This is a genomic window from Kitasatospora sp. NPDC007106 (assembly GCF_040634455.1).
GTDB classification, from domain to species: domain Bacteria; phylum Actinomycetota; class Actinomycetes; order Streptomycetales; family Streptomycetaceae; genus Kitasatospora; species Kitasatospora arboriphila.
In genome coordinates this window covers 1-8,073 of record NZ_JBEYFP010000247.1, presented here as the reverse complement: position 1 = coordinate 8,073, position 8,073 = coordinate 1, and the positions used below count along the sequence as shown (strand labels likewise).

General features: G+C 71.7%; 7 protein-coding genes. 6 read left to right on the top strand and 1 reads right to left on the bottom strand.

Annotated features, from left to right (window positions below; translation table 11 throughout):
• Positions 1-130: 130 nt before the first annotated feature.
• The 6 genes from ABZ641_RS19605 to ABZ641_RS19580 all read left to right on the top strand — a co-directional run bounded on the left by ABZ641_RS19605 (position 131) and on the right by ABZ641_RS19580 (position 6,555).
• Positions 131-886 carry a DUF4118 domain-containing protein gene (locus ABZ641_RS19605; RefSeq protein WP_359983363.1) on the top strand — a complete coding sequence of 252 codons (756 nt, stop codon included), beginning with the start codon at positions 131-133 and terminating at the stop codon, positions 884-886.
• Between the two features lie 457 nt (positions 887-1,343).
• The gene (locus ABZ641_RS19600) at positions 1,344-2,888 is read left to right on the top strand and encodes a Na+/H+ antiporter (RefSeq protein WP_359983360.1); all 1,545 of its coding nucleotides are present in this window, start codon (positions 1,344-1,346) and stop codon (positions 2,886-2,888) included.
• A 107-nt stretch (positions 2,889-2,995) separates the two neighbouring features.
• The gene (locus tag ABZ641_RS19595) at positions 2,996-4,945 is read left to right on the top strand and encodes a potassium transporter Kup (RefSeq protein WP_344622974.1); all 1,950 of its coding nucleotides are present in this window, start codon (positions 2,996-2,998) and stop codon (positions 4,943-4,945) included.
• Between the two features lie 510 nt (positions 4,946-5,455).
• The gene (locus ABZ641_RS19590) at positions 5,456-5,692 is read left to right on the top strand and encodes a hypothetical protein (protein WP_344622975.1); all 237 of its coding nucleotides are present in this window, start codon (positions 5,456-5,458) and stop codon (positions 5,690-5,692) included.
• Between the two features lie 276 nt (positions 5,693-5,968).
• On the top strand, positions 5,969-6,058 hold the full coding sequence (gene kdpF, locus ABZ641_RS19585) for a K(+)-transporting ATPase subunit F (protein WP_043175968.1): 90 nt from the start codon (positions 5,969-5,971) through the stop codon (positions 6,056-6,058).
• A 335-nt stretch (positions 6,059-6,393) separates the two neighbouring features.
• Positions 6,394-6,555 (top strand): hypothetical protein, encoded by a 162-nt coding sequence (locus ABZ641_RS19580; RefSeq protein ID WP_359983356.1) that lies wholly within the window; start codon positions 6,394-6,396, stop codon positions 6,553-6,555.
• 12 nt (positions 6,556-6,567) lie between these two features.
• Here ABZ641_RS19580 and ABZ641_RS19575 read toward each other — a convergent pair whose 3' ends face one another.
• On the bottom strand, positions 6,568-7,992 hold the full coding sequence (locus tag ABZ641_RS19575; RefSeq protein WP_359983353.1) for a hypothetical protein: 1,425 nt from the start codon (positions 7,990-7,992) through the stop codon (positions 6,568-6,570).
• Positions 7,993-8,073: the final 81 nt, after the last annotated feature.

The following is an 8,073-nucleotide window of genomic DNA, read 5'->3' as shown; positions in this document are numbered from 1 at the left end:
GTACTACTCGCCCGCGGCCGGCGCCGAACGGCCGGGAGCGGAAACCGAGCGCAAGGATCCCGTTAACGAGACCGCGCCGGGGCCCGACTTCCGCCCCGCGCCTGTTACACCGGAGAACAGGAGGTGCACCATGCGCCGATACCTCACCCTGCGGGGGCCGCTCTCCCTGCTCGTGGCGGCTGTTGCCCCGCTGATCCTGAGCCTGGTCCTGCTGCCGTTCCGCGACAGCATGGCCAACACCAACGTGGCCCTGCTGCTCGTCGTCGTGGTCGTCGCGGTGGCCGCGCTCGGCCACCGGCTGGCCGGTGCCGTCGCGGCGGTCAGCGCGGCCGTCTGGTTCGACTTCTTCTTCACCCAGCCCTACCAGCGGTTCGCCATCGACGCCGGTACCGACATCACCACCGCCGTGCTCCTGCTCACCGTAGGCCTCACGGTCTCCCAACTCGCGGCCCGCGCCCGCCACTTCCAGGTGATAGCGATCACCGACGCGGGCTACCTCGCCCGCATCCACGACACCGCCGTCCTGGCCCGCAACGCCAACTCCGCACTCACCGTGGTGGACCACGTCCGCGACGAGCTGGTGGACCTCCTCCAGCTGCGCAACTGCCGCTTCGAGTACGGCTCCCTGATCGGCCACCCGCCGAGCCTGCAGCACGACGGCTCCGTCACCGTGGGCCGCCGCACCTGGGACGCCGACGCCCTCGGCCTGCCCGAGGAGGACGTCGAACTGCGGATGTTCGGCAACGGCAAGTACGTCGGCCGCTTCATGCTCGAACCCACCCCTGGGACAGTGCCCTCGCGGCAGGCGCGCCTGGTCGCCGTGACCCTGGCCGACCACGCGGGCGCCGCACTCGACAGCCTCACCCGGCCGGTCAAGGCGGCCTGACCGACGCCGGACGCACCGGATGAGGGCGAACCGACCGCAGGACGTGATCAGTCCTGCGGCCGGTCTCAACCGCCCATTCAGCGTGCCCTCAAGCAACTCGCCCGACGCCACGGACTCCTGGATCCGCCGGACCATCAACCGCTCGTGGGTGAGGGTGTCCTGGTACTCGTCGGGCGCCACGCATGCCGCCGCCGCGGGCGGGGTCAATCCCGCCAGTCCGCGTGCGGCAAGGTCGAGCAGCGTCAACGCGCGTGCTCGGACACCGGTCACGTTCCCGTGGACGGACAGGCACGCGACTGGGGCCGCCCCTGCAGCACTCCATGAATCGGACGAACCTTCGAGGCGCTAAGGCCTTGATAAAATGACCGCCAACGGTGTGCCGGGAAGTCTGGTCGGCCGGGGGACGGACCGCGGCGGCCGCCGCGGCGCCCCCGCGAACTGAGCTGGGGTTTCGGCGATGCGCGCGGTCGGGGCAGTCCTCCTTCTTGTCGTCCTGGCCACCACGGTGGCCACCGGCGCCCGCCGCTGGCGCATACCGGCACCCTCCCTCCTGGTACTCGCCGGGATCGCGGTCGCCCTGATACCCGGGGCACCCGCCCTGCACATCGCCCCCGAGACCATCGGCCTGGTCGTCCTGCCCCCGCTGCTCTACGCCTCCGCCGAGGAACTGTCCCTGCGCGATCTGCGCTCGGTGTGGCGCCCGGTCACCGTCCTCGCCTTCGGCCTCGTCCTCGCCTCGGCCGCCCTCGTCGGCGCACTCGCCGCCGCCCTGACCCCGTTGCCGGCCTCCATGGCCTTCGTCCTGGGCGCGGTCCTGGCCAGCACCGATCCGGTCGCGGTGACCGCACTGGGTCGGCGGCTCGCCCTGCCCGGCCGGGTGCAGGTCCTGGTCCAGGCGGAGAGCCTGTTCAACGACGCCACCTCGCTGGTGCTGTTCCGGGTCGCCGTCACCGTCGCCGTCGCCACCGGCGCGGTCGGCTGGCAGGCGGCGGGCGGGCAGTTCGTCCTGCTGGCCGGCGGCGGCAGCGCGATCGGCGCCGTGGTTGCCGGCGGAGTCACCCTGATCCGCCGCCGCACCACCGACCCGGTGCTGGAGACCGTCATCGCCCTGGTCACCCCGTACGGCGCCTACGTGCTCGCCGAGTCCGCCCACACCTCCGGCGTCACCGCCGTGGTCGTCGCCGGCGTGCTGCTGGGCCGCTCCGGGCACCGCCTGACCGACGCCCGGATCCGCCTGCAGCTGCACGCCGTGTACGCGGTCGTGGTCTTCCTGCTGGAGAGCGTGGTCTTCAGCATCGTCGGCCTGGAGCTGCCCACGCTGGTCCGGGAACTCCCCGGCGGAAGCGGAATGTGGCCGCTGCAGGCGCTCGCCATCGCCACCGTGCTGATCGCGCTGCGCGTCCTCTGGATGCTCCCCCTCTCCGCAGCGGTCGGGCCGAGTCGCGGACGGCCCTCTTGGCGGATCGCCGCCGTGGTCAGCTGGGCCGGTACCCGCGGGGTGATGCCGCTCGCCGCCGCGCTGTCGATCCCGCTCGCCGCCGAGAACGGCACCCAGCTGCCCGGGCGGGCCCTGGCGCTCGTTCTCACCACCGCCGTCGTGGTCTTCACCCTCGTCGTCCAGGGGCTGAGCCTGGCACCCGTCGTCAACCGCTCCGGGCTGGCGCTCGAACCGGAACACACCGCCCGTGAGGAAGAGGACGCCCGTGGCGCACTCACCCGGGCGGGCCTCACCCACCTCGACCAGCTCGCCGACCTGGAGACCATCCCCGGGCACGTCGTCGAGCGCGTCCGCCGAGGCCTGGAGGCCAGGCTCGAACCCCATGACGAACCGGCCGCCGGAACACCCGCGCTGGTCGTCTACCGCGAACTGCGTCGAGAGGTCATCGCCGTCCAGGGCGACGAGCTGCGCCGTCTCTACGACGACCACCGGATCAGCGACACCACTCGGCGCACCCTGCAGCGCGACCTCGACCTCGAGGAGACCGGCCTCGGCACCGCCTGACGGCCGGCGCGGTCGGCGCAGTCTCCCCTGCGGCCTGACGACGGGGTCGGTATCGTCCGCCCCAGTGCACCAGCCCTGCAGCAGAACGCCCGCGCGGAGGAGGACCCATGGCCGACAACGGTCCCGAAGCCCGGCAGCCGACACCCGGTCACCCGGGTCGTACCACCGGCTTGGCGGGCCTCGCGCTGACGATCGGTGCCCTCGGTGTGGTCTTCGGCGACATCGGCACCAGCCCGATCTACACCCTGCAGACCGTGTTCAACCCGGAGGACCCGCACCCCGTACCGGTCTCCACGGAGAACCTGTACGGGGTGGTCTCGCTCATCTTCTGGTCGGTGGTGGTCATCGTCCTGGTCACCTACGTCCTGCTCGCCATGCGCGCCGACAACGACGGCGAGGGCGGCATCATGGCGCTGATCACCCTGCTGCGGCGGTCGGCCTCGCAGCGGGGCCGAAGGACCACCGTCGTCCTGGCCGCGCTGGGCATCTTCGGTGCGTCGCTGTTCTTCGGCGACAGCATGATCACCCCGGCGATCTCGGTGCTCTCCGCGGTCGAGGGGCTCAAGGTCGTCGAGCCGTCCCTGGCGGACGCGGTCGTCCCGATCACGGCGGCGATCATCGTGGTGCTCTTCCTGGTCCAGCGCAGGGGAACCGCAGCGGTGGGCCGGGTGTTCGGGCCGGTGATGATCCTCTGGTTCACGGCCATCGGGGCGTGCGGGATCTCCGGCATCGCCGACCACCCGGAGATCCTCAAGGCGCTGTCCCCGAGCTACGCCCTGGGCTTCCTGTTCGGCCATTTCGACATTGCGTTCTTCGCCCTGGCCGCGGTCGTGCTCGCGGTCACCGGCGCCGAAGCGCTCTACGCCGACATGGGGCACTTCGGCCGCCGGCCGATCACCCGCGGCTGGCTGTTCCTCGTCTTCCCCGCCTGCACCCTGAGCTACCTCGGACAGGCTGCGCTGATCCTCGACGACCCGGGCAACATCAGCAGCCCGTTCTTCCTGCTGGTGCCCGGCTGGGGACGGCTGCCAATGGTCGTGCTGGCCACGGCGGCCACCGTGATCGCCTCCCAGGCCGTGATCACCGGCGCGTACTCGGTCGCCTCCCAGGCCGCCCAGCTCGGCTACCTGCCGAGGCTGCGTATCGCGCACACCTCCGAGTCCACCATCGGCCAGATCTACGTCCCCTGGATCAACTGGCTGCTGATGGTCTCGGTGCTCACCCTCGTCTTCGCGTTCCGCAGCTCCACGGCGCTCGCCTTCGCCTTCGGCATGGCGGTCACCGGCACCATCACCATCACCACCCTGCTGTTCTTCTACGTCGCCCGTGCCAGGTGGGGCACGCCGAAATGGCTGGTCGCCGTCGGTGCGACCGTCCTGCTCTTCGTCGACCTGCTCTTCGTGGCCGCCAACGCCACCAAGCTCTTCCACGGCGCCTGGCTGCCCCTGCTCATCGGCCTCACCGCGTTCACCGTCATGACGACCTGGCAGCGCGGCCGCGAGCTCGTCACCGCCCAGCGGGAACGCCACGAAGGATCGCTGCGCCAGTTCGTCGATCAGCTCCACAGCGGGCGAGTGCAGGCGCTGAAGGTCCCCGGCACGGCCGTCTTCCTCAACCGGGGCAAGCAGACCACGCCCCTGGCGATGCGCGCCAACGTCGAGCACAACCACGTGCGGCACGACCAGGTCGTGATCCTCTCCATCCGGACCGAGACCGTGCCCCGGGTCGCGGCCGAGCAGCGGATCGTCGTCGACGACCTCGGCTACGCGGAGGACGGGATCATCCACGTCACCGCCCGGGTCGGCTACATGGAGACACCCGACGTACCCGGCACACTGGCGCTGCTCGAACCGGCCGACACCGAGGGCGAGCTCCAACTCGACCAGGCGACCTACTTCCTGTCGAAGATCGAACTCCGGCGCGGCAAGGAACCGACGATGGCGCCGTGGCGCAAACGGCTGTTCGTCGCCACCTCCTACATCACGGCCGATGCCGCCGAGTACTTCGGCCTCCCGCGCGACCGCACCGTCATCATGGGCTCCCACATCGAGGTGTAGCGACCGCATCCACCGGGCCCGGAGAGCAGAAGGCAGAAGGGTGGCGCCGACACGATGTCCGCGTACGCCGGCCGTAGGCGGCGTGAAATGGGTGCGCAGGTGTTCGTCGCGCCAGGCGACGGTCCACCCTGGCGCGACCCCAGCCACGGCCGGGCACGCGTCGAACCGCTCCACCAGCTCGCGCCGGGCCGCCGGCCCTGGCCCCGGCTCGAAGACGCCCGTCAGCGTGCCGTCCGAAGCCGGCTCCAGCCGCAGCCGGGACCCGAACCCGTTGAATCAGCCACCCGCGACAGCCACTCCCGCGACCAGCTCCTTCACCCGCAGCAACGGCGAGCGCGTTGCCCGTCTTCGCGCATCGTCACCGGTGTCCGCGCCCGGCACGCCGGACGACGCGCGGGTGAGAATCTCCGGCACCCCGGCACGGCATTCCGCGGCCCTGCCACTGGCGCGCGATTCTGACCGGACAGCGCGCCCGTGCCGGGCGTCCGACTGCGGCAAAGGAGCCTGGCGATGGCCGAGTCGTTCTTCCACGCCGGTGGCATCCACCGCCACCGGGAGTCGGACGGCGCACCCGGCGGCGACAGCATCTTCGTCGTCGTCCATGTCGGGCAGGCACCGCAAGGCTTCGCCGATCCCGCCGAGGGCTGCCTCCACGTGGACGGGCAACCGCACACCACCCTCACGGCACCTTGCGGCTCCAGGAAACGAGGGCCGTCGCAGACATGGGCTCTGGCGGCGATCACGTGACGGGCCGTCTGCGCCGCACGGGGGTGGCCCGGTCATGGAGCCCGCCGGCCCGTCGGCAGCCCAGGCGTGACCGTACGCGCGGTTCCCGTCAACGTTCCGTCAAGGTGGATGCTGCCGGGATCAAGGAGTCGTCAGGATCGGACCGGCTGACCGGCGGGCGGGAATAGCCTCCCTGGCACGGGCTTCCTCTGCGCCCGCACCACCGCTCGGGGATTCCGATCCCCCGGACGCCCTCCGCCTGCTCCAACGTAGGCCTGACACCTCATGAGGAGTGGCATGAGTGCCGACACCGCCGCCGGTCTCCTGGTCGCCGCCGCACTCGTCGTCTATCTGATCCTGGCCCTGAAGTACCCGGACAAGTTCTGAAGCGGGCTGCCGGCCCGGCGGCTCATCGGAGCACCGTCCTGAAGGGACCCCCGGGGCTGCGCTGCGGGGCCGACGCCTCCTGCTCTGGCGAGGCCACCGGCACCGGGGCTGCCAGCTGCGAGGTCGTCGACATCGGTGGCACCAGGGAAGCGATGCTTCGAACGGTCCGGACGAACAGGCGGAGTACAGCTGCTGCCACCCGTCCGGATCGGGGGTGGCGAGTTCGACGATCAAGGCGCCGCAGAGAGCAGACGGCTTCGGCAGGTACGCCTTGGCGGCATCTGTGGGACACGGGTGCCGGGTGTGAACTCCCGGCCCGGGGTTTGTTGCGGCTGATGGCCGGGAGCGTCCCGTTGAGCTGCTGGAGCCCGTACTTCCACTCCTCCGTGAAGTGCTCGCGGGCGCCGTCCAGCCACTGGTGCCCGGTCACCCGGGGCGAGGCCGAGTTCGCCGGCCTCCGCGCGGACCCGGTCCGCCACGTCTCCCCCGGTGCGTAGACGTACTCATGATCAGCGGTACTCGCGCAGGCGGGGCCTGACACCGAGGACGGTGAGCGCAAGGAGCACAGCCAGCAGCGCGGTACCGCCGGCGGCTGCAGGTCCGTCGAGTTCGCCGTCCGCCTGCGCCACTGCGCGGTCCATCGCCTGCCGGTTGACGGCGAGGACGGCGTCCAGCGCCTCGCCGAGCTCGGCGAAGTCGGCGTTGGACTGGCCGGCCGCGAGGCCGGTGTTGAAGGTGACGGCTTCCTTGAGGCGGCCCTGGACTCGCAGGGTGCGCATCCTCCGGTCGTCGAGCTGGTACTGCCGGAAGGTCTCCAGTACGCGCTCGGCGGCGCCCTGTTCACCGGCGAAGGTGATGTTACGCAGCTCGTCGCCGAGGTATCCGCCGAACGGAACGTCGCTGCGGTCGGCGCGATGCGCCTCGGCGGCGGACTTCAGCCGCAGGTCGTAGTCGCCGAGCGAGGCGCCCTCGATCCGGGCGAAGGCCTGGGTCTTGTCGAAGAAGCCCTGCTCGTACGCGGCAGCCCGGACCGGGTCTGTGAGGTAGCGGCTCTCGTCCGCGTTCATGTCGTAGGCAGTGGCGCGGGCGCGGCTGAGGGCGAGGACGGAGTCGTAGGCGTTGCTCTTGGCCACCACCAGGTCACGGTCGGCCTGCGTGGAGAGGTACAGCCCGGTGAACAGGGCGACCGCGGTCAGCAGGGTGACGGCGGCGAGCAGCGGGTTGACCAGGCGGTGGAATCGGACGGTGAACGTGCGCTGCAGGGCGCCGAGCGCCACGAGGGCGAGCAGGCCGGCCGCCAGGATCCACCACCAGCCGGCCGCGAGGCCCTCGCGCTGCTCCGTGTAGACGCGGTCCACGGTGGTGGCGTTGGCGGCGGTGACCTGGTCCGCCGCGGGCAGGAGGCGCTGACGGAGCAGGTCGGTGGCCTGCCGGTAGGTCTCCAGTGCCTGCGCAGACGGCCGGCCGGCGGGGGCCTGGGCCTGGTCCTCCAGCAGCTGGGTGCGGGCCACCAGCGCCTCGTAGCGGCCGAGTTCGCCGATCACGATCTGCACCGCACGCTGCCCGGCCGGGTCTCCGACGGCGGCCTCGGCGGCGCGCTGGAGGTCCTCGCCGGCCTCGGTGCGGCGCTGCTCGTAGATATCCAGGGTCTGCCTGCGCAGGGCGAGGTAGTCGGGGTCCGCGCCGATCAGCAGGAGGTTGGCCGCCTGGGCGTCCATGTCGCTGAGGGCGAAGTAGAGGTCCGCGGCGCGGACGGCCTGCGGGGCGGCCCGGTGGCCGATGGCGTCGATGCCGTCCCGCGCACCGGCGAGCACCGAAGCGACGGCCCCGCCGAGGCCGAGCACACAGACCAGGCAGGCCGCGGTGAGCGCCCGGACCAGCCTCGGGGTGGTCCAGGAGGACCGACCGACACGCCTGCGGGTGGCCGAGGCCACGGCAAGGGGAGCGCGCGATCCGGGCGGTCCAGCAGCTGCCCCGGGGCCCGCCACCGCCGGCGAGCCCGTCCCCTTGGTACC